Genomic DNA, 21,370 nt, shown 5'->3' with positions numbered 1-21,370 from the left:
AGAAAGCCTGTATTCAAATTCCCCTTATGTGTTGATCCTATCAGTCATTGCGCTGGTATTGTCTTTCCTGTTACCTGTCATTTTGGGCAATAAGGTGACAATGCAGAGCATTCCTGCAGCCTTGCGCAACCTGGTGATTGTCAATATTGTCTGGAATTTGTGCGCCATTCTCGGCATCATGTTCCTGAGCGGGCCCATGACTCCGGGGTCGTCGGAATACATTGCAAGACAGCTACTATTTGGAGTGCAGGCCTTGGCCTGGATTCGCGAGGGCCTGATTACGTTCCAGATTGGAGAAATGGTCCTTTTCCGCAAACGCCGTCGCCTGCGCATGGCTTTTTCCATGACGGGATCGCTCGTCATTGCGATTATGACGACACTTTTTGTTGTCTCGCCCGGCTCGATTGAAAATTTCCATATTGGTAGCTGGAGCCCGTTTGCTCACTATCCGATCTTTTACGTGTTTTCCCTGATATACTTGTTTTTCTTGCTGCCGACTTTCCTGGTGACGATTTACTATTTGCTGCGAAGCTCTTTCCTGTCGTTTGACCAGTTGATGGGTAAAGCGGGGAGCCAAGTGGTTAGTCTTTATGCAAGTTTTGTATTGGTAGCCCTCCTGTTTGACTTCGTCATTCCGATTGCAAGCGGTTTCAAGTTCCTGACGGGATCCTTCCATTTCTTGGTGTGGCACCAGTTCTTGTGTATTTTGATGGCAATCCTTTGCGGTTTCTACTACACATCGAACATGTTCCGCGACAAGAGTTCTTTCTGGCTTTTGCAAAAGCTGATCAGCAAAACGGAAAATGGTGTAATCTATTACGACAATGACGGCCGCATTGAAAATGTCAATAGCGGTGCCATGAAGTTACTTGGTCTGTCGTCGACCAGCCTTTTCGGAAAATCGATTAAGAGCGTGTTTCCGCCAAATCTGGACTACTTTAGGGAAAGTGTCTATAACGATGTGCGCATGAGTCTGAATGGAGAAACTCATTCTTTCAAGATACATCTATTCCGTTGCAGGCAGAACCTGACCAATATTGTCAATATAGCCTTCTTTATGGACCAGTCGCGCACCTTGCTGCTGCAACAGAATTTGAAGACCTTGAATGAACAGTATGTAGAATACACTCATGACCTGGTGCGCTATCAGGATCGTCTCGATAAGGAAGCGAGCATCAAGGCGGAAAAGGAGAATGTTCTGAATACGCTTATTAATGCGCTTCCGTTTAGAGTATGGTACAAGAATGAACAGGGCGTCTACCAGAAACAGAATCAGAAGGATATTGAGAAGCGCGGCTCGAGAGAAGGTGCCAGCGATAGTCCCGAAATGGTTTCTGCACTAGAAAAGGAAGCTCGCGAATCTGGCGAAGTGAAAGTTTATACCTCGTTCGAGGACAAGGACGGTCATGAAATTTCTCAGGACGAGTCTAACCGCTTGATCAAGAATGGTGAACTGATTCAGACCTTCGACAATATGTACATTCCCATTATGCAGGGAACGGCTCCATACAAGACACTGTGTCTCAAGGTCGATATGACGGAACAGCGCAGGCTCGAACAGGAACGAAACATGCTGCGCGAACAGAAGTTCATTCATTCGAGACTCGAAGAACTGGGCACGATGTGCGGAGCCTTTGCGCACGACTACAACAATATTCTCGGATCGCAGATTGGTTTCTGCCAGTTGGCGCAGGAAATGCTCACGCCGGATCATCAGGCTTACAACTTTATTGGCGAGGCGCTCAAGGCTGCAGAACGTGGCAAGACGTCTCTCGAGGAACTGCTGAATGCCATTCGAGGCAACGCCAATGCGGCAACTCCGGCGATGGTCTTTGCTCCTTACATGATTATCGAAGACGTGGTCAAGAAAATTTCGCTTACCCTTCCGCCAAATATCAGGCTCCACAGCGAGGATTTGGATCGTACTTTGAAAATTCGTGGTGTCGTGGCGTCGCTTGACCGTATTATTAGCAACCTTGCCAACAACGCCATTTTTGCCATGAAACAGACGGGAGGCTCCCTGACTTTCCGACTGCATGCCGAAACTCTCGAATCTCAGTTGGTCATGCCCTATGCGCCTCCGGATCCTGCCGGTAGATATGCTAAGATGGATATCGCCGATACGGGAACGGGAATGGATTCGAACACGCTGGAACGCATATTTGCTCCGTTCTTTACGACAAAGTCTCCTGGAGAAGGCCTGGGATTGGGTCTTTCTTCGGCATTGAGGCTCCTAAAAGAGGGTGATGCCTACTTTACCGTGCAGACAACCTTGGGCGAAGGAACTACATTTTATCTATATTGGCCATTGGAAACCGAAACGAAGGAGGAATGATGCCTACCATTCTGATTATCGACGATGATGAACAGTTCAACCTGATGCTGAAATCCGCTCTTGAAATCAAGGGCTACAATGTGGAAACGGCCCACGACGGTAAGGAAGCCAAGGCTCTGTATCAGAACAAGACTTACGATGTGATTATTACCGATATCATTATGCCCAATATCGATGGGTACGAGGTCATTCTCGACCTGCGTCGCCTGGGTATGAGCGATCGTACGATTGCCGTGAGCGGTGGTGGTCGTACGTCTGCCGAAGACTACTTGATGACTGCCCAGCATTTTGATGCTGCTGCAACCTTCAACAAACCTGTTGATCTGCAGGCCCTTCGCGCCAAGGTCGAAGAAATTATCAAGAGCCATTCCTAAGTAGGATTGCGATGAATATCCTGATCGCGGATTTAGATCAGAGGTTTGTCGACGATATCCAGCGTTCTTGGTCGGTGCCTGGTACCGATGTATTGGTATGTAGCCGGGAAAACGACCTAATGCCTATCGTCAAGAAAAGCCCGATAGACCTTGCGTTTATCGAGGTCCCATTCTTGATGCAGGACAATATGGACATGGTGAGCTTTCTCAAGGAAAGACACCCGGGAATAGAGATCTTTGTTTTGTGCGATGACCGTAACTGGCAGGGGGCTGCGGCAGCGATAACGCGTGGTGCCAATTCCTTCTTGAAAAAGCCGGTTACCCTTTCGCTGCTAGAATCAACGGCGCGTAAAATTCAGTCGCAGCTGCAGAACCGTTCCAACAACCAGCTCATGGAATCGCAGGTTTTGGACAGCCTGCTCGGAAACACGCCCGAAATGCGCAAAATCCTGAAGACCGTTTACAAGGTTGCCCCGACAAACAGTACGGTGCTGATTACGGGTGAATCGGGATCGGGCAAGGAGTTCCTGGCGAATGTCATCCATCGCTATAGTAAGCGGGCAAACGAACCCTTCGTGGCGGTGAACTGCGGTGCCATTCCCGAAAATCTGGTCGAAAGCGAACTTTTCGGAAGCAAGAAGGGTGCCTATACGGGATCTACTGGGGACAAGAAAGGCTTGTTCGAATCGGCCAATGGCGGTACGCTCTTTCTTGACGAAGTCGGTGAACTTTCTCCTGCGACCCAGGTCAAGCTGTTGCGCTTTTTGCAAAATCATGAAATCAGGCGCGTGGGCGAGACTGAACCGCGTTATCTGGATGTTCGCGTTCTGGCCGCTACGAACCGGGATCTGCAGGAATCCATGCAGAAAGGATCTTTTCGCGAAGACCTTTATTATCGCCTGAATACGTTCCACCTGCTTTTGCCTCCGCTGCGTGAACGGACTCCGGCCTTGCCTAACCTGATCAAGTATTTTATTCTCAAGAACAAGGATGCCCAGGGAAAGGAAATTGTCGATTTGGAGCCGGCTGCGTTGTACGCGCTTACGAAGTACTCCTATCCGGGCAACATCCGTGAACTTGAGAATATCATCGAACATGCGATTGTCCTGGCCGATAATGGCGTAATTCGTCTGGAGGACTTGCCCGAAGAAGTTCAGGAGTGTGCCCGTGAAAAGGCGGTGGCCATTCCGCATATCAAGGATGAGTCGGAGGTGGGAGGGGTACCGGATGAATTGCCTGGTATCGCTTTTGAACGCAGTGCGTCTTCTTTAGTGCAGGAAAAGACCGAGACGGTAGACGAAGATGAAAAAATTCTTTCGCTCGAAGAAATGGAACGTAGGCATATCCTGCACGCTCTGAGCGTCTGCAAGGGGAACCGTACCGAGGTCTGCAAGCGTCTGGGCATAAGTCGTGCTACTTTGTGGCGCAAGTTGAAAGAATTGAAAATTATTATGGAAGGCGATGATGCCTGATTTCGAGATCCAAAAGAATTCCTATGAAGGTCGCCAAGTCCCGATGGACCTGGATGCGGAGCGTTGCCTGCTTGGCAGCATTCTCCGCGATCCGGACGTGATGGGGGAAGCCATCATGATCATCAAGGACGAAAGCTTTTTCTACTTGGAAAGGCACCAACTGATATGGACAGCTCTTTGTACGCTAAATAGGACGGTAACTCCGATAGACCTGGTCACTCTTGCGTCTGAACTTGAAAAAATGGACAAGCTTGGACTTGTCGGTGGTCGCGAGTATCTGTTTGAGCTGATGGAATCGGTTGCGTCGTCGGCCAATGCGAGTTGGCATATTGAGCTGCTACGTAAGAAGGCTACTCTTCGCAAGCTGATTAAGTCTTCTTCGAACGTAATCAAGAATGCGATGGATCCGGCTGCTGCACCCGACGAAGTTCTGCAGGATGCCGAACGCGAAATATTTGCGATTGCCGATGACCAGATTCGCGATTCACTGAAACCGATTCAGAGCTTTGTGTCGCCCCTTTTGGAACGCCTGAACAACCGCAAGGACGGCATTACGGGAATCCGTACGGGGATTACGGAACTGGATGAACTGACGAATGGCCTGCAGAATTCGGATCTGATTATCTTGGCTGCCCGTCCGGGTGTCGGTAAAACCTCTTTCGCCTTGACGATTGCGGCGAATGCGGCGATCAACTATCACCACAATGTGGCTTTCTTCAGTCTGGAAATGGACGGTGTTCAGCTTGCCCAGCGTTTACTTTGTTCGCAAGCTCAGATTGACCAGAGCAAGTTGCGCAACGGCTACCTCAATAGTGACGAAAAGAAAAAATTGATTACGGCGGTAACTCCGATACAGCAGGCCCCGCTCTATGTCGACGACAATGCGGACCTCGGTATCATGGAACTCATGAGCAAGGCGCGCCAGCTGAAACGCAAGGGGAAACTGGACCTGCTGATTATCGACTATTTGCAGCTGATGAAGACAGGCAAGGAAGAAAACCGCGCGGTAGCTATTGGTGCCATTTCACGTGGCCTCAAGATTCTAGCCAAGGAAATGCAGATTCCCGTGATTGCGCTCGCCCAGCTTAGCCGTAAGGTCGAAGAAAAGGGACGCGAACGTCCGCAGCTTTCGGACCTCCGCGAATCGGGTTCTATCGAACAGGATGCCGATATGGTGTGGTTCGTGGAACGTAAGTACGTGCAGACTCATAGGGAAGAAGACAAGCATACGGCCGAACTGATTGTGGCCAAACACCGTAACGGTTCTGTGAAGGATATTCCTATGACCTTTATTCCGGAATATACCACCTTCTACGATGCTGCCCCTGAATCTGAAGGCGGCGAAGGCGAGGCATATTCTTATGACGATGGTGGAGGAGCGGATTTTGCTGACTTTGGTTAAACCGTTTTTCTGGATAGGCGATATCATTGTCACCGGTATTTCGAATATCGGCGAAGTTGTCTGCATCTTGCTGAATACGCTCAAGCAGTTGCGCTATATTCATAAGAATCCGGACCTGATTGTAAAGCAGATGATTTCGATTGGCGTATCGTCGCTTCCGCTCTTGTTCGTGACCTCTATTTTTACGGGAATGGTGGCGACCGTGCAGGCGGAATTCGAGTTCCATAATCTGGTTGCAGACAAGTTTGTGGGAACGGCTGCGTGCAAGATGATCTTGATTGAACTGGGACCCCTCCTTACGGCAATCGTGCTTTCGGGCCGAGTCGGTAGCGCTGTCGCTGCAGAGCTTGGATCCATGAAGGAAAAGGAGGAACTGGCTGCCTACACGGTGCTTGGTCTGGAACCGTACCGTTACCTGGCCCTGCCGCGCTTTGTCGCCTTCTTTACGATGATTCCTTGCCTCACGATTATTTCCAATGCGCTAGCCATTATCGGTGGCTGGATCGTGTGCGTGCTAGGACTTGACATTACGACCTACACCTACGTGACTGGGATGCAGTACCTGTTCGACCCGATGGACCTGTGGTCCGGGGTGCTCAAGTCCTTTGTCTTTGGAACCTTGATTTTCTTGCTCGGCTACTACCATGGCGTTAATGCCAAGGCGGGTGCCCGCGGCGTGGGAATTGCTACGATGAGTGTCGTGGTTTCCAGCTGCCTGATGATTTTGATTGCAGACTTTGTTCTGGACGCCATCCTGTTCTTCTAAGGTAAGATTATGCCGAACGTAAAAATCGACCCTAACGATATCGCCATCCGCCTGAAGGGCCTCAAGAAGTCCTTCGGTCCGCAGGATGTGCTTTGCGACGTGAATCTGGATATTCGCCGTGGCGAGACCATGGTGATTATCGGAAAGTCCGGCGGCGGAAAGTCGGTGATCCTGAAGCACATGATTGGGTTGCTGCAGCCGGATGGTGGCGAAGTGACTGTCGATGGCGTGACGATCAGTACCCCGAAGTATTTCGATACGCATACAATCCGTCGCAAGATGGGAATGCTGTTTCAGATGGGAGCCCTTTTTGACTCCATGGATACCGGCGAGAATATTGCGTTCGCCCTGCGTGAACATCACCCGGAACTTTCCGAGAAGCAGATTCAGGACGTGGTGACCGAAAAGTTGCAGATGATCAACCTGGTTCCGGAATTCCGTACCAAGATGCCGTCGGAACTTTCGGGCGGTATGCGCAAGCGCGTTGCCTTGGCTCGAGCCATTGCCTTGAACCCGGAAATCCTTCTGTACGACGAACCGACGACGGGTTTGGACCCCATTACGAGCGATGTCATCAATGACCTGATTCTCGATATGCAGAGCAAGCTCGGCGTGACGTCAGTGGTGGTGACGCATGACATGGTGAGCGCCTTCAAGGTGGCTGACCGCATTGCCATGCTCTACAATGGTCGTATTATCGAGGTGGGGACGGTCGAAGAAATCAAGAACACGAGCAACCCCTACGTGCACCAGTTCATTACCGGACAGCGCAAAATTTCGGTGGAAGAGGAATGAAAACGAAAAACGCTAAAATCGTACGCATTGTAAACGAAAATTTACCAAAAACAGGCTGATTTTCGTATTTTTATTGACGAAAATGCTTACAACGGTATCGTTTTCTTTTTGAATAATGTATTTTTCGTGGAAAGAGGTTTTATATATGAAGAAGAAACTTTTCATAGGATTTGCTTCCGTCGCTGCCGTTGGCACCTTCTGGGCCTGCGGTGACGGTACTATTAATGAATGGGATGAACAGGACGAAATTACCAAGGCATCTTTTATTAGAGCGGATGGTGATACAACGGATTTGGCCTCCATGAGAAAGGCCGCCTTTAGTGATTGCATGGCCAACCCGGACTGCGAAGCCAAGTATCATGATTATCTATTGGATCCCACGGCCTATTCTAGTGCAGAAGATCAGCCGGTGTCTTCTGCTACGGGCCCCACTTCTTCGATGTCGTTCCCGATGTCCTCGTCGTCCATTAACCGTACGACTAAGCAGTCTTCTTCTTCTAGAAACATTATCGATCCGGGATCTTCCTCTGCGGAAACGGTGCCCGTTTCGGGTCTCGGTTCTTGCAAACCGACAAAGAGTCCTATTGACAAGACTAAATCCACTACGTGGGACTTTACTCCGAATCTGGCCTCGGGAACTACCATGCAAGAATTCATTCAGGCTTCCTATAGCTGGAATTTCGGTGATGATGGAACCGGCACGGGAATGACATCTGAGGCTATTACCTATGCGGGTTCGGGACCGAAGACGGCCTCTGTGACGGTGACGGTTGGTCTTAAGAGCGAAACGATAGCTTGCTCGAATTTACAGGTGAACGGTGCCCCGATTACGGGTTGTAAGTGCGTGCCCGATGCAACTGAACCTGATGTTGTAAGTGGTCCTGTAAATGTGACTTGGACTGTTTCTGGTTGTGCTTCTACTGGCGCTACGATTACGGGTTACACTTGGACCGGTGCTACTGGAACGGGTGAAACTGCTGTAGCTTCTGTTTCTGCCAAGGGCGACGAAGTGACGCCGGTTGTATCTGTTTCCAATGATGATGGAACTGTGCAAGATTTTCCTTGCACGGGTGTAAAGGCGATTGACACCAGTGCTCCGGATTATGAAATTCTTGAAGCGAATGGTACGGTGACTTTGCCGAAGGCAGGGACTTACACAATTGTCATGGGTGGATCGAATCCTGGTGGTTGCCAGATTTGGTGCAAGAGTGCTACTGGAGAATCTTGGAGCGCTTCCGTCAACGGAGGAACGGCTACTTCTGGAACTTATCATGCGTCTTTAGAGGCGAAAGCTTCGGACTGTTCGGGTTCTATGTCTCTCGCATTGACTGGTGCTACCTCTGCCGTTGAATGCGGTGCCAACTGGTGGTAATGGAAAACTGCTAGATTTTCAGAAAAGCTCCCTTCGGGGAGCTTTTCTTTTATAGGTTCATGTGAGAGGGGCTATTAGGCAAGTCCTTCCTTGATGGCGAGGACTTCCGCCTCGGAAAGCTTTGAAATACGGACGACCTTTTCTACGGAGTCCCCTTCTTTAAGCATTTCCGTGGCCATTTCTCGCGCCTTGGCATCAGCGCCTTCAGTCCGTCCTTCGGCTCTACCTTCGGCTCTGCCCTCAGCTCTGCCTTCAGCGCGTCCTTCAGCTCTACCTTCAGCTCTACCTTCAGCTCTACCTTCAGCGCGTCCTTCTTCAAGACCCTCGGCGCGGGCATGTTTCTTTTCCACATAGAGTTCGTATTCACGGTCGCTCATCTTCATAGCCTCGCTGACAAGAAATTCTTCCGTAAATTTACTCAATTCGGCTTTCTTCTGCAAGAGTGCAAACTGTGAATCCTCCGGAACGGGTACGGGATGCTCGTTGTTTAGACCTTCGAATACGCGGAGCCACTGCGCAAGGCGACTGTTGTCGTTCTCGTAGCCCTTCTCCAGGAACTTGGGAACTTCTACCAATGTAATCGTCTGCTTCTTGAAAAATTCCTCGTTGTCTTGATTCTTAAGACGGATTGTATGCAAATAGTTGCGAGATTCTGGAAAACCATTGAACATCTGCAGGCTGATAAGGTTCAGACTTCTGAGAGTGTATCCCTGGCCATGAACGAGATTTGCGACCGTATGCTTAGCTGCGTAAAATACCAGACGATCGTTGAAGGCTTCGTCCTCTATATGCTGAACTTCGAGTACGATGCGGTCCAAGTGCTGATCCTTTGCCACGATATCCGAAGTAGTTGTCTTGATAAATGCCCCAGGTCGTTCCGAATTTTCAAAAGAAACATGCTCGATGCAGTCGCTACCATAAAGGTGAAGTGCCGCATTTAGAAAGTCCACCGTAATCGTCTCGTTCTCTGGCGTGCCGAGAAGTAGCTTGATGATAGCGTCATTGTAGATATAGGCGTATTTGTAGAGCCCTTTATATTTCGCAATACAGGCGTGAACATCACCGCCGTTTTTGTGTGTTTCGCAGATATCCTTGAGCATGCTTGCGTACTGTTTTTTGTTCATAAGATTCCTTTGCCGTATATCGGCAAAAATGTTTGATGGTTGCAGCTTGCAGGCGAGAGGATTGGACGATGTATTAGAGCACCTACGATTGTCCCAAAACAATCGCCTACAAACCAGTGAAATGACTTGTGTTTACGTCTGGCTGTACAGACGGTGCTCTACGTTGATAGCCATGGGGCCGGTTCCCCACAGGGCAACTATCGCGATTTCCGACTTTGTCAATTTCGGAAAGGGCGACGACCTCAAGCAGATAGTAAAACAACCTCCCCGGATCGAATACGCTGTCAGGAGGATTAATCGAATCTACTAGACCCAATATAATAAAAAAAGCAAGCCGCGAGGCTTGCTTTTGGATGAATTAACTTGAGTGCGCTTATTTCTTCTTGACTGCGTTCCAGACCATGTAGCCGATAAAGAGTACTCCAAAGGCAAGAAGCGCAATGGCGAGCTCGGAGTTGTATTTCTCGATGATGTCCTTCTGGCCGTGGGCGAGGTAGCCAAGTCCTGCAAGGACGCAGTTCCAGATGGTGGCGCCCAGGAACGTGTATAGCGTAAAGGGCAAAAGCTTCATGTTCGCGATGCCCGCCGGTATGGAAATCAGCTGGCGGATCACGGTAATGAGGCGACCCACGAAAGTGGAAATGGCTCCATGCTCGCGGAAGTAGTTCTCGGCCTTTTCGAGTTTCTGCGTGTCTAGCAGCAGGAAGTGTCCGAGGCGGCTGTCTGCAAACTTATAGATGATGGGACGACCGAGGAACTTGGCCAGGAAGTAGTTGATGTATGCGCCAACGAGGGCGCCCATGCTTGCGGCCACTACGATCAGTACGATACTGAGGTTGGAACCTGGCTGCAATGCCTTGTAGGCGGCTGGGGGGACCACCAGTTCCGACGGGAACGGGATGAACGAACTTTCGATTGCCATCAGGAGTGCAATGGACCAATAGTTCAGGTGTGCGTTGTACCAGTCGATAATCTGGGTGTATATGCCTGTTGACTTTGCTGCCTGAGCGGCTCCGCTGATGCTGTCGGCGGCGGTGGCATCTGCGAATGCGGCCGTTGCAAACAAGCTAATCAGGGCGAGTGCGAGGATTTTTTTGTTCATGAGGTCAAATATAGAAAGTTTGCGTCTGCTCCCGAAAAAAGGAAAGCCCCCGCAATGCGGGGGCGAAAACGTAACTAGTCCTAGCTTCGATTACTTTTTCTTCTTGCCTTTCTTATTGCTTTTCTTGGAAGCCTTCTTCGACTTTTTCGCGGCCTTCTTGTTCTTGCTCTTTTTGGCCGGCTTGACTTCTTCCTCTTCGTCGTCGGCATCGTCTTCGACGGCGGAGGATTCTTCGGCTACGGAGGTTCCCTCGGCTTGCGGTGCCGGTTCGCTGTAGGATTCTCCGGTCTGGTATTCGATAATGGAACTTTCCTCGTTGGCCTTCTTGAGTGCGGCCTTGGCTTCCTCGACATATCTGCCGTTCGGGAAACGCTTCAGGTAAATCTCGTAATCCTTGAGACGGTTTCCGGACTTGACGAGCTCGAAGATTCCAGCTTCGGCTTCGTCGCGGAAGGCTCCGTTCGGATTGTCGTTCAGGTAGGTGAGGTAGGCCTTGAAGGTATTCTGTGCCTGAATGACGCGGAACTTGTCGTATTCGCTGAGCGAGCGAAGCTTGGCCTCGACTTCGGGCCTGCGCGGCGAATCAGGATAGTATTGCAGGAACATTTCAAGCATTTCGGGATCGTTGCTCGCCATGACTTGGTCGAAACGGGAGTCTTCCTGGCGAACCTGGTATTCCTTGATCTGGACCTTGCCGCTGTCGAGGGTAGCGTAGAGCTGTTCCTTTGTGGCGAGGTCTGCCGGGTGGCAGAATGCAAGGAAGCTTTCGAGAACGTCGGCGAACTGCGTACGCGTGTAGGCTTCGCTCATGTCAGGGAGCTTGCCTTCGTCATCGAGGTAGAATCGGTAATCGCGTTCGATGGCCATGCAGTCCCAGTCGCTAAGCGTGTCCTTGACTTCGCTATACTTGCGTAGCACGTCGTCGCGGTCATGCAGGGCGTAGCGCATGCGGCGGTCACGGCGGCTTTCACGGCCAAAGTCAAGCGAAAGCTCTATACCGATGCGAACGGGCAGCTTGTAGGAAATCTTGTCGAAAGTCAGGCTGGAATAGGGGGAAGGAACCGCGTTGTTGTCGTGCTTGCGTGCCTTGATGTTTTCGTAAGGCAGGAATTCCTTGCGCACGTTGACTCCCACCTTGAGATCGACGTCCTGGAACAGTTCCGTGATGCGGTATTCAAGTGCTCCGGAAACGAAAGCCGTATTCACGTAGTCGGAATACTGTTCGGTGTTGCCGCCGTATTCGTCATAGAACGAGAAGAAATGGAATCCAAATCCGCCGAGAACCCGAAGATCGAGGTCTCCGACGAGGTTGAACGAGAAACCGGCGAGAACGGACGGCGCATACATCAGGAAGGATAGTGTTTCGTCATCGTGCGGTCCCGTAAGTATCTTGCCCTCTTCCTTGTAATGGTACTTGGGACTATCTTCGATGGTGCCGAACTGGATGGAGTTGACTTCGATACCCAGCCAGAGGGTAAAGGGAATGTCCGCTTTCCAGAACGGGGTGATCAGGGGGGACCAGAGAACGCCAAGAGAAAGGGGAACCGTCAGGACTTCCGCATCGACTCCTTTGTCTAGGAGGGTCGTGGAGCTGTCGGCTTCGAAGTTCAGAAAGGCCGGTTCGGCTTGCAAATATATCTGGCTACGCCAGTTGGACCGCTCGAAGTCGGCGGCGTAGGCCGTGGCTACAATTAAAGACAAAAGGGCAAACAGTTTACGCATCGTCGTAAATTTAGTTTTTATTGAACCGGAAAAAAATTAGGTGAAAAATTTAGGGCGTTTTTGGGGCATTTTAAAGTTTTTTTAGAAGTTTAGGGCGAATCCGATTCCAAAGACGAGGATTCCCGCTCCGATAAGGGATCCGCCGATAATCATTTTGCGGTCGCCTTTATGGACGAGATCATGATTTTCGTCGATTTTTTCCTGAAAATGGTCCCCGTTGGCCGTTGCCGGGCGGTTTAGGTCGTCCTTGATTTTCTTGGCGTCGTCGTAGTCGCAGGAGGCGAGATAGGTGAATAGAGCCCCAATCAGGATGGGCGCGACCGATGCCCCCATCAGGGTTTTTCCGATAAAGTTCTTTTTCCTTTCTCGGTACCATTGGTCCTGGGCCTGCTGCTCGGTTACAGACGATATAGGTTGTAGTTCGATGTCGATGTCGGTGAGTTCGGTCGGGGGGACAAACACGGTCACTGTCGTGTCGCGGAACCCTTGCTTGCGTATCTGCACCGTTGAAATGCCCGGCTCAAAAATGGGATAACGGCCTGGCGTTTGCCCGATGGCTTCGGAATGCTTGGTGAGCGGAACCGAACCGGCAAAAATTTCAGCCCCTTCGGGAGTCGTTGAAACGCGGAGCTCGGGACGAACCTTCTTGAGCTTCAGGGATATCTTTGCCGTGTCGGACGGAATGGGAATAATCGAATGGCGCGCACCCCATAGCTGACGCTCTACGCTCCAATATGCGTATAGGATGACCTTGCCGGTATCCTGTGTCGCGAATGTACATGGACTGCGACAGATTTCCTGACCGTCGTCGTAAGTGATGCTTGCTCCCTCGGGGTTGGTCTCTACGTGGATGTAGCTCGCCCTTTTTGCTGTGCGGATCAAGGGTTCGCCGTGGAGCTGGGCTATAAAGTTGCGGAACTTATCCTTGGACATGGCGTCATTCAGGGCCTGGAGTGCAGACAAGTTAATCTGTGCGATGTAGGAACTGTCCTGCGTTGAGTCGCCCAATATGTAGCGGGTCATCTGGACGGATACGGAATCCGGAGTCCTTGCGGCCGTGATTCTTCCGATGTAGGCTGTCGCGGCTCCGTGGCTTTTTAGCGTATCCTTGATGCACAGGGCTTCGCTGCAGTCGCCGAAATCGGAACGCTGTAGCGTGATGACGGGAGTTCCTGTTTCCTGCAGCATGCGGCTGCTTAGGTTGTTCAGTAGGTGGGCAAGAACGGAATCGGAAGATCGCCTTTCCAGTGCAACGAGAACATGCTTTCCTTCGACATTGGGAATTGTGGCGGGGGTGACTGGTTGCTGCTGTGCAAGCGAGTCGCTACCCGTAGTGTCCGATGCGATAGTCGAATCCTGTTCGATAGCGGAATTCGGTGCCATAGTTGTATCGGAAAACGCTGCGGTTGAATCGGAAAGGGCCGGTGCCACAAGGAGTAGGTTGTTGCCTTGTTCGTCGACGATACTTTTGAAGCGATCCTTGGCGATGCGCACGATGGTGAACTTGCCTTGGATGGAACCCCCGAGACTCACGGTATCGTTGGCGATTCCGAGAAATTGTGCGGTCTGCGTTGTCCCGTTGACGAGTTCGACGGTAGCGCGAATCCCGGGTACATCCGCTGCATGGAGCGCCGTTGCGAAAACGAGTATCGTAAAGAACTTGAAGATTTTCATGGCGACCTAGAATGATAAAATGAAACCGATAGAAAGAAGTGATGCACCGATAATGAAACTGGTCACAGTTGCGGTCTTGCCTCTTTGGGCGTTTTGACGGTAATCCTCGAAATCACGCTGCATCTGCTGAACATGGTCATCTGAATAGATGAGGGATTCCTTAAGCAAATTTCGCTTCTCGTCGGCCCGATGGATGTTGTAGTAAGTGAATGCGCCTGCGGCAAGGCCGAATCCGAATGGGACGATAGAAGAGAGCATGAGCTTTTTACCGAAGGTTCTTCGGCTGCGCTTAGATAGCTTGGATTGCTGCTTGTCAAGGAGGATCTCGCTGTCGATGGGTCGCAGCGAAACGATCAAGTAGGACGTATCCCTGTCGGAAAGCTTGACCTGGATGGTCGTGTCGGCAAAACCTGGCGAGAATAATGATATGAGGATAACCCCGTCAAGAGAATTATCTTCGTTGATGGGGATGAAGGCAGGGGAGGTGTGGTGCGGTTCTTGCGTGTGGTCGGGGCGAAGTTCCTCAACATAGATGTCGGCGTACCCAGGAATGGTGGATACGTGCAGAACCCTTTGGGAATAAGCCCATCCGGCGCAGAATAGCAGTATTAGGGTAATTCGCAGCATGTTAGTAACCATCCTTTAGGTAGGGACCTGTAATGGCTACGTAGCCGACATTGTTGCGAAGAGTCCAGTAGAACGGGGGCAGCGGATTGTGTGCGTAATCTTCACCGATGATTTCGATGTTGCACAAGAAACCGCAATGCGGGTAGAAAGATAGAATGGAATTGTTGCTAAAGGTATAGAGTAGTGTGTCTATGCCCACGATTACCTGTAGCTTGGACAGGTTGAGGCCACTGCCGTTATCCTGCACGTAGAACTGAATTGCGTCGTCGTAGGCGAATTGTCTGCTGACGGGGCTTAGCTGTGGCGCCATATTGTCCCTGAGGTATAGGGTGTCTAGCCATGTGACTGTATTCGGTGCAATGTCGATGGAAAGAGATGTGCCCTGATACTCAAGGCGATTTTTTTCTTCGACGATGACTTTCAGGTCCGTTTGTGCCTTGACCTTGGTCGACAGGACGGAATCCTTTTGCGTTCCGTGCAGGACCTTTAGCGTATCGCCTTCCACATTAAGTAGGGTTATGACCGTGTTAAGTTTAGCCGTGTCCAGATAGTTTATCAGGTATAGGGGTATCTTGAGTATGGAACTGTCCTTATCCAAAATTTTTGTGGAGAAATGGAAAATGTCCGAAGGGTATATGCGCGTTTTGCCATCAGGATTTTCGACAGTCATCTTGACGGCCCAGTATAGCGTTACGGAGGAATCGCGGAGATTGATTTTTCCATTGGTTTCGAGAGAGTCGTATGTCAAGGGGCCTAAAATCTGTATGTCGTTGTCGCAAGGGACTGATCCTAGGGGCTCGTCCCATACGGAGTCGGCTGAATAGGACAGGTATATTTTGCAATAGGCCTCTTCCCAAGGGTCGATTCCCGTTATGCTCCATTTGAGCGGGAGTCCATTTTCGTTTTGCGGGTCTGCCTGGTTGTAACCGTCATACGGGAAATCTAGAGTGATTGCATCGGGTGCGTTGACATAGATGTTGAAGACCGTGTGCAGGGTGTCGCCGAAAAGGTCGGTTGTTTTCAAGGATCCCTGGAAAGCGCCTGCCTTTTCAAATGTGTAGCGGAACTTACTGAGGGTGAATTCGTCGCTGCCGATGTTCCACTGGATGGACTCGAAATACTGACCCATGGAATCGCTGGTACTGATTTCTTTGCCGATGGAATATCCGGAACAGAACCTTACGGTTTGCCACTGGTTTATGTAAAGGTCTTCGATGGGGGCGTAATAGTTCGTGATGCTTCCCGTGAATTTTTCGGGAACGACATAGACATATTGCGATAGCTGATGGACATCGTCGCTTTCAATAAGGGAATCTTCTCCGCAGGAACAGAGCAGAAGGAAAATTGCATAAAGGAGGGCTGTCCATAATCTATTCATGGCTTTCCTCCGGAAGCGTTGCCCTTGGACTGATGTAGAAGCTCTTTGCAAATCTATTGTCACTCTGGTCGAGAGCCGTGATGGAAAGAATCCTGTAGCTCCAGGTTGTCGCTAGGCTTGGAATAGTAATGGATAGGGTGTCTTCTGTCCAGATGTAGTCGTTTGTGATTTTTCCATCGAGCTTTACCCAGAGATTTGTTATTTTGCCACCGCCGTCTTTGACGAAAAAGTCAAAGGAATCGAGAGGCCCGATGGTATCCCTGTCCGTCAGGGAGCGAATGATGGGTGGAATTGTGTCTTTGAGGACTATGGAATCTAGATCGAGGATTGTGCCGTCGGCAATGTCGATGCTTAACGTGTCGGTGCTGTAGTCGGCGTAGTTTACCGACGATACGAGTAACCGGTATTGGCCGCAGGCCAGGGGCTTTATCGAAAATATGCTGTCGGAGGTGATGGAGATGTCTTCTGCGTCGGAGCTCTGTAGAACGACGCTGTATGGTTGTGCGCGCGTTCTTGAACTTGTTCTGATATGCCCAAGGAGGGCCCCCTTGCTGTCAAATCCCGTGACATAGAAATAGCCTTGAAGCGCCTCGGCGGAATATTGCCCTAGCTCGTTGAATGCCTGGACATTCCAGCTGTATTTTTGAAGAGGCGAAAAGCCCTTCATATAGGAAAAAATGGGTTTATGTAGAATGGTATCCACTACGGTGGCGCAGGGGGCATCGTTGCAAGATGCTTCCTGCATCGTGAAGTGATAGTACATGTTCCACATGGAATCGGGGTCGTTTGCGTTCCAGGCAAAGTTCAGTACTTCTGTTGGTTTTATTTGCTGGATTCCGCTGGCGGGTATAAAATGTAGGCTGTCTAGTTGAGGCGGCGTTGCCACGGTAATCGAGAGGGTGTCGCTGAGGGTGTCTCCAAAATAGTCGACATAGATAAACGCAATCTGGTGAAATCCCGGTTCGTTGACGGTGTTCCTAAAACTGTACTCGTTGGCGAAAAGAGTTCCGTCAATCGTCCAGTAGTAACCTTGGCTGCGGAGGGATTTCGAGGGATTGACTTTTGAAATGAATAATAAGGAGTCCCCCGGAGAAATCGTATCGCTTTTTAGTTGCGTCGTGTTGGAATCGAAGGAACTTGCCATGTAGGCCCAGACTTCGATGGAATCGCTATCTGTTTCGTAGAGGTATTGATCCGAATTGGTACAGGCTGACGAGAGCAGGAGTGTCAAGTAGAGCAGGGATACAAGCAGGTGTTTCATTTGCCCCCCAAGGTGTCGATGACATAGAAGTCCTGGAGGGGGATCGAATCGCTGTCGCCGAAGGAGTCGGTCGCGATAATCCTGAAGGAATGCCTACCCGGATAAAAACCCGATTGATGAATGTTGTCCAGATTTCCGACGGAATAGGAAATGCCGTCGATCTCAAGCACGAAGTCTACGGAATCATTTGAATCGTAGAAACTCCATTGGAAATGGATAGGCGAGTCGGGTGTGCCGTAGAGGGTGTCTCCATCGGCGGGAAATGTTTTTTCCGAGAGAATGGGAGGAGCGTTTACAAGAACATGAAAATCCGTCTCTAGAGAATTTCCTTCGGAATCGAAGATGACCAGGTGGTTGGGGATGAAGTTCTCGCTGATAAAGCTTGATGCCATGTAGCTGGTTGAAATGGCGTAAGTAGTACCGCTATCGAGAATGTCCTCGCCGTTGTACCAAAGGTAGCGCAGCTTTTTAGATTTTGTGGAGGGAATGACTGTGGCGATCAGTCGAGCGGTATCGTTTGAGTTGACTTTTAGGGGTTCGGTGCGGATTTCGCCAGATTGCTCGATGCTGATTTCAACGGAATAGATTTTTTTTGAATCGTCCGGGGCATCGGGAATGTCCATGCACGCCCAAAAGACGGCTCCGGCCACTAGGGCTAGGCTTGTGCTTAAAAGGCGCGGTATGGATTTACCTAATAAACTCACGGGATTAAAGATAACTATATTCGTAAATATGAGTAACGAAAATTTTGAATATAAAACCGCGATGGAACGTCTGGAGTCCATTCTCGAAAGAATTGACAATTCTGAAATGGAAATTGACGAACTGGCCGGCGCGGTGCAGGAAGCGACGGGACTTTTGCGCAAGTGTAGGCAGATCCTGCTTACCACGGAAAAGAATGTCCAGGAAGCGCTTTCGAATTTGGACGGCGAGACGCAGGATGGATAAGTCCGCTGTAAATGCCCTAGATGTGAACGGGCTTACGGTGAAGTTCCCCATGCGTGGGGGAGTCTTTGGCAAAGTCCAATCGTATTTTACAGCCGTAGACAATGTCTCGTTCAGCCTGCCGCAGGGAAAGATTCTTTCGGTGGTGGGAGAATCCGGATGCGGCAAGTCGACGCTAGCCAAGTCGCTGGTGGGGCTTGTTCCCATGGATCGCGGCGAGTATAGGGTTTTTGGTACTAAAGTAGAGAGTGGCCGTGCGGCGGGTAAGCGCGTGTCCGATTCGGTACAGATGATTTTTCAGGATCCGTTTAGTAGCCTAAATCCGCGACAGACAGTCGAAGAAATATTGACGGCGCCGCTGTCGGCGCGGGGGGTGAAGTTTGACGAGGCGAGAGCCCGTGCCGTCGAACTTCTGGAACGAGTGTCGGTTCCTGTGGAGGCGCTCCAGAAGTTTCCCCACGAGTTTTCGGGGGGACAGCGGCAGCGCCTTTGCATTGCCCGTAGTCTCATGGTGCGTCCGAAAATTCTCTTGTGCGACGAGGTCACTTCGGCACTCGATGTCTCGGTGCAGGCGCAGATATTGCACTTGCTGGATGATCTGAAGAACGAGTTTGGCCTTTCGATTTTATTTATCAGTCACGACATGCAGGTGGTGCGTGCCCTAAGCGACGAGGTCCTCGTGATGTACTTCGGACATGTGGTGGAAAGAGGCAAAGCCGACGAGGTGCTTTCGAATCCGCAACATGAGTATACGAAAAAATTGCTTTCGTGCGTGCCGACTATTAGAAGAATATAGAGTAGGAAGGACTGTTCCGTCTGCGAGGTGGTGAGGACTTTCTATATTATATAGAAAGTCTTTTTTGCTTAGGGGTCCCTATGTCTGCAAATCCAATAATCGTCGTTGACTATAATGCTGGTAATCTGACATCCGTAATGAATGCCCTTGCGCGCATTGGCGCCAATGCGAAGTCGAGCCGAGATGCAGACGAAATATCAAAGGCGACTCGCCTAATATTCCCTGGTGTGGGTGCAGCGGCTTCTGCTATGGAAACCCTGACAAGGACTGGGATTGGTGACGCCATCAAGGCGGTGGTCGCTGCTGGTAATCCGGTACTCGGTATTTGCATCGGTTGCCAGATTATTCTTGAAGAGAGCGAAGAAGATGGTGGCGTGAAGACTCTGGGGCTTATTCCGGGAAAGGCTGTACGATTCAAGGATGAACCGGGACTCAAGATTCCGCACATGGGCTGGAACCAGGTAGAGTTTACACGCGAACATCCGATTATGAAGGGAATCAAGAATGGTAGCGACTTCTACTATGTGCATTCCTACCACCCGGAGGTTCCTGCAGATTATGCCTTCGCCGAAACGACTTATGGCACGCAGACTTTTCAGGGAATCGTGGGCAAGGACAACTTGATTGCGACTCAGTTCCACCAGGAAAAGAGTGGCGATGTTGGGTTAGCCATGCTCAAGAATTTCTGCGATTGGAATGTCTAGCTACGGCAGCTCGCCGCCGATCAGTTCCATTTGTTTTTTATAGATATCCTTACAGGCGTTTTCGCCGAGGTCGAGTAGCGTGTTCAGCATGGCACGATCAAAACTTGCGTGTTCGCCGGTACCCTGTACTTCGATGAAGTTTTTCGCATCCTGCATCACGACGTTCATGTCAACATCGGCAGCGGAATCTTCTACATAGCAGAGGTCGCAGAGCGGCTTACCCGAGACGACTCCCACGGAAATAGCCGTGATGCCGTGCTTCAGGATTTGCTGAGTGAGTCCGAGGCGGACCTTGATTTTCTTGAGTGCAATTGCAAGGGCCACGAAGCCTCCGATAATGCTTGCGGTACGCGTGCCGCCGTCGGCTTCGATTACGTCGCAGTCGATCACGATGGCGTTTTCGCCGAGAGCGGCGAGAAAGTTCTCCAGGTGACGGAGAAAGATGGGGTCGGCGAAGTCGGGCTGGATCTTGCCGTTCTCCAGCTCATAGCACCGCGCGCCCTTTTCAAAAACGTAGGCGGGGGTGGCATGATTGAGGGCGGGATCCCCCTCGTAGGTCACGGCGCGGAGGGCGAAGGTATAGCCGTAGCCCCCCCACTTCTCCATGATCTCGTCCAGGTAGGAAAAGTCGTAGACCCCCTCGGCCTTCTCCACGTCGCCCCAGTCGAAGCGGAGGTAGAGGTGGTTGAGGCCGGGGAAATCCAGCACGGGGTCGTCCTCGTAGCCGTCGCGGTAGAAGGGGCGGCCGTAGCCGTTGTCGATGAAGTGCCAGAACCAGCCCTTGTGGGGGTTCTTCAGCACCGTCTTATCGTCCACCAGCAGGCGGAGATCCACGAAATTCTTGCGGGTGACGCGGTCGTCTATCATGAAGCACATGGTCTGGTTTTCCAGACCGCCGGGGACGTCGATGATGTTGGGGAACGTCTTTTCACTCATGGAAAAATCCTCCTTGGAGTGGTGCATAAAAACAGGCACCTATAATAACGTGATATATTATAACATATCCCGCGCGCAAATTCAAGCAATTGGAGAAAGAAAAAAACAAGGTTTGGAGTGGGAGGAAAAATAGGATGGATATAAATAACGAATTACTTCTTCTGTTTGATGACCCACTTTTCGTCAACGTTAAGGTTCCTCCCAAACCATTAACTGCCGACGACCGGATGGTGGAAAAACTGCTTGCCATCAATGCATTTGTGCGCGACAATGGTAGGATACCGCAAGCAACGGGGAACTTTGAAGAAAAGAAGCTGGCGCGTAGCTTGAATGCTTTGCGCGAGAGTGGAAATGATAGTTTGAAGAATTGGGATGAATTTGATTTGCTATGAATGTTAACAAGGAATTGGATGAATTGCTGAACGACCCGATGTTTGAGGTCAGCAATACAGAGGAAACGCTTTTCGAACTGACCGAAGCCATGAAGCACAGCGATTTTGATAAGATCATCATCGACAAGGAAAACAGCACCGTGCAGTTCCTCGATCCCGAAATGCTGCTGGATCTGGGCGCCGTTGCCAAGGG

Annotated in this window: 20 protein-coding genes and 1 pseudogene; 12 read left to right on the top strand and 9 right to left on the bottom strand. The window is 50.6% G+C overall.

The features are described 5' to 3' along the window. The first annotated feature begins 28 nt into the window (after positions 1-28). The 7 genes from Q0628_RS09550 (at position 29) to Q0628_RS09520 (ending at position 8,516) form a co-directional block, all read left to right on the top strand. On the top strand, positions 29-2,335 hold the full coding sequence (locus tag Q0628_RS09550) for an ATP-binding protein (protein ID WP_298770471.1): 2,307 nt from the start codon (positions 29-31) through the stop codon (positions 2,333-2,335). Beyond that, positions 2,332-2,709, top strand: coding sequence for a response regulator (locus Q0628_RS09545; RefSeq protein ID WP_298770470.1), 378 nt, complete (start codon positions 2,332-2,334; stop codon positions 2,707-2,709). Before Q0628_RS09550 ends, Q0628_RS09545 begins: the two co-directional genes overlap by 4 nt. A gap of 11 nt (positions 2,710-2,720) precedes the next feature. Then, the gene (locus Q0628_RS09540) at positions 2,721-4,181 is read left to right on the top strand and encodes a sigma-54 dependent transcriptional regulator (protein WP_298770469.1); all 1,461 of its coding nucleotides are present in this window, start codon (positions 2,721-2,723) and stop codon (positions 4,179-4,181) included. Next, positions 4,171-5,583 (top strand): replicative DNA helicase, encoded by a 1,413-nt coding sequence (dnaB, locus tag Q0628_RS09535; protein ID WP_298770467.1) that lies wholly within the window; start codon positions 4,171-4,173, stop codon positions 5,581-5,583. Before Q0628_RS09540 ends, dnaB begins: the two co-directional genes overlap by 11 nt. Next, entirely contained in the window at positions 5,576-6,349 is a 774-nt protein-coding gene (locus Q0628_RS09530; protein ID WP_298770465.1) for an ABC transporter permease, read from the top strand. Before dnaB ends, Q0628_RS09530 begins: the two co-directional genes overlap by 8 nt. Positions 6,350-6,358: 9 nt before the next feature. After that, a complete protein-coding gene (locus Q0628_RS09525; RefSeq protein ID WP_298770463.1) occupies positions 6,359-7,144 on the top strand; it encodes an ABC transporter ATP-binding protein in 786 nt (261 codons plus the stop codon). Between the two features lie 145 nt (positions 7,145-7,289). Further along, positions 7,290-8,516: a hypothetical protein gene (locus Q0628_RS09520; RefSeq protein WP_298770461.1), complete on the top strand. Its 1,227-nt coding sequence runs from the start codon at positions 7,290-7,292 to the stop codon at positions 8,514-8,516. Between the two features lie 74 nt (positions 8,517-8,590). On the opposite strand, the gene Q0628_RS09515 is transcribed toward Q0628_RS09520, so the two are convergent. The 8 genes from Q0628_RS09515 to Q0628_RS09480 all read right to left on the bottom strand — a co-directional run bounded on the left by Q0628_RS09515 (position 8,591) and on the right by Q0628_RS09480 (position 18,108). Then, positions 8,591-9,640 carry an Rpn family recombination-promoting nuclease/putative transposase gene (locus tag Q0628_RS09515; RefSeq protein ID WP_298770459.1) on the bottom strand — a complete coding sequence of 350 codons (1,050 nt, stop codon included), beginning with the start codon at positions 9,638-9,640 and terminating at the stop codon, positions 8,591-8,593. A gap of 373 nt (positions 9,641-10,013) precedes the next feature. Continuing rightward, positions 10,014-10,742, bottom strand: coding sequence for a DedA family protein (locus Q0628_RS09510; RefSeq protein ID WP_298770457.1), 729 nt, complete (start codon positions 10,740-10,742; stop codon positions 10,014-10,016). A gap of 90 nt (positions 10,743-10,832) precedes the next feature. Beyond that, positions 10,833-12,464: a hypothetical protein gene (locus Q0628_RS09505; protein WP_298770455.1), complete on the bottom strand. Its 1,632-nt coding sequence runs from the start codon at positions 12,462-12,464 to the stop codon at positions 10,833-10,835. A gap of 81 nt (positions 12,465-12,545) precedes the next feature. After that, positions 12,546-14,138, bottom strand: a complete 1,593-nt coding sequence (locus Q0628_RS09500) for a PEGA domain-containing protein (protein ID WP_298770453.1) — start codon at positions 14,136-14,138, stop codon at positions 12,546-12,548. A gap of 6 nt (positions 14,139-14,144) precedes the next feature. After that, positions 14,145-14,765, bottom strand: a complete 621-nt coding sequence (locus Q0628_RS09495; protein ID WP_298770451.1) for a hypothetical protein — start codon at positions 14,763-14,765, stop codon at positions 14,145-14,147. 1 nt (position 14,766) lies between these two features. Continuing rightward, positions 14,767-16,143, bottom strand: a complete 1,377-nt coding sequence (locus tag Q0628_RS09490) for a hypothetical protein (protein WP_298770449.1) — start codon at positions 16,141-16,143, stop codon at positions 14,767-14,769. After that, entirely contained in the window at positions 16,136-17,404 is a 1,269-nt protein-coding gene (locus tag Q0628_RS09485; protein ID WP_298770447.1) for a hypothetical protein, read from the bottom strand. Before Q0628_RS09485 ends, Q0628_RS09490 begins: the two co-directional genes overlap by 8 nt. Beyond that, positions 17,401-18,108 (bottom strand): hypothetical protein, encoded by a 708-nt coding sequence (locus Q0628_RS09480; protein ID WP_298770445.1) that lies wholly within the window; start codon positions 18,106-18,108, stop codon positions 17,401-17,403. The genes Q0628_RS09485 and Q0628_RS09480 overlap by 4 nt, the downstream gene beginning before the upstream one ends. Positions 18,109-18,136: 28 nt before the next feature. Between Q0628_RS09480 and xseB the strand changes: the two genes are divergently transcribed. From xseB to hisH, 3 genes are all read left to right on the top strand, one after another. Continuing rightward, positions 18,137-18,352, top strand: a complete 216-nt coding sequence (gene xseB, locus Q0628_RS09475) for an exodeoxyribonuclease VII small subunit (RefSeq protein ID WP_298770443.1) — start codon at positions 18,137-18,139, stop codon at positions 18,350-18,352. Beyond that, positions 18,345-19,145, top strand: a complete 801-nt coding sequence (locus tag Q0628_RS09470) for an ATP-binding cassette domain-containing protein (protein ID WP_298770441.1) — start codon at positions 18,345-18,347, stop codon at positions 19,143-19,145. Before xseB ends, Q0628_RS09470 begins: the two co-directional genes overlap by 8 nt. A gap of 80 nt (positions 19,146-19,225) precedes the next feature. Next, the gene (gene hisH, locus Q0628_RS09465) at positions 19,226-19,849 is read left to right on the top strand and encodes an imidazole glycerol phosphate synthase subunit HisH (protein WP_298770439.1); all 624 of its coding nucleotides are present in this window, start codon (positions 19,226-19,228) and stop codon (positions 19,847-19,849) included. Here hisH and rph read toward each other — a convergent pair whose 3' ends face one another. Further along, positions 19,850-20,785, bottom strand: a complete 936-nt coding sequence (gene rph, locus Q0628_RS09460; protein WP_298770437.1) for a ribonuclease PH — start codon at positions 20,783-20,785, stop codon at positions 19,850-19,852. Between the two features lie 134 nt (positions 20,786-20,919). Here rph and Q0628_RS09455 point away from each other — a divergent pair, with 134 nt between their 5' ends. Together Q0628_RS09455 and Q0628_RS09450 are read left to right on the top strand one after the other, a co-directional pair. After that, positions 20,920-21,177, top strand: coding sequence for a hypothetical protein (locus Q0628_RS09455; RefSeq protein WP_298770435.1), 258 nt, complete (start codon positions 20,920-20,922; stop codon positions 21,175-21,177). Continuing rightward, positions 21,174-21,370, top strand: a pseudogene (locus tag Q0628_RS09450) (FAD:protein FMN transferase); the annotation flags it as partial. The gene Q0628_RS09455 and the pseudogene Q0628_RS09450, both read left to right, overlap by 4 nt.

Source organism: uncultured Fibrobacter sp., from assembly GCF_937877005.1.
Classification (GTDB): domain Bacteria; phylum Fibrobacterota; class Fibrobacteria; order Fibrobacterales; family Fibrobacteraceae; genus Fibrobacter.
The sequence above is the reverse complement of the archived record's forward strand: the minus strand, read 5'-3'. Positions and strand labels throughout refer to the sequence as shown.